At 67.6% G+C, this 485-nt stretch carries 1 pseudogene; it reads right to left on the reverse strand.

Annotated elements, in window-relative coordinates:
- Window positions 1-485, reverse strand: a pseudogene (locus ACU18_RS20060) (hypothetical protein); the annotation flags it as partial.

Genomic DNA, 485 nt, shown 5'->3' on the forward strand with positions numbered 1-485 from the left:
GCCATGACCGGGACGGTGATCAGGACCTGCGCCCTGGGTACCGGAACATCACCCCACGCCCCGGCCGAGGTAAACGGCGCCCCCGAACCCGAACCCGAACCCGAATCCGAGCCTGAATCCGGGCCGGAATCCGGGCCTGATCCTGAATCCGAGCCGGAGTCCGGGCCGGTGGTGGAACCGGCGGCTCCTGAACCAGTGGCAGCATCTGAACCGGCGTTGACTTCGGCGGCTCCCACATTGGTGGCTGCGGGACCGGTGACTGCATCTGAACCGGTGTTGGAGCCGGCGGCTCCTACGTTGGTGGCTGCGGGACTGGTGACTGCGGTGCTGGTGTTGGGTTTGTGTTGTGTGGGGGTGAGTCCGGCGGTGAGGAGGGCTTCGACGAGGTTATCGGCGCGGCGTTGGGGCAGGGTGCGGGTTTCGTGGGGGCCTTGTTGGCCGCGGGAGATCGCGGTGAGCCGGTTATGGATCGCTTCGGCGGAGGC

It is taken from the genome of Arthrobacter sp. ZBG10 (assembly GCF_001238605.1).
GTDB lineage: Bacteria > Actinomycetota > Actinomycetes > Actinomycetales > Micrococcaceae > Arthrobacter.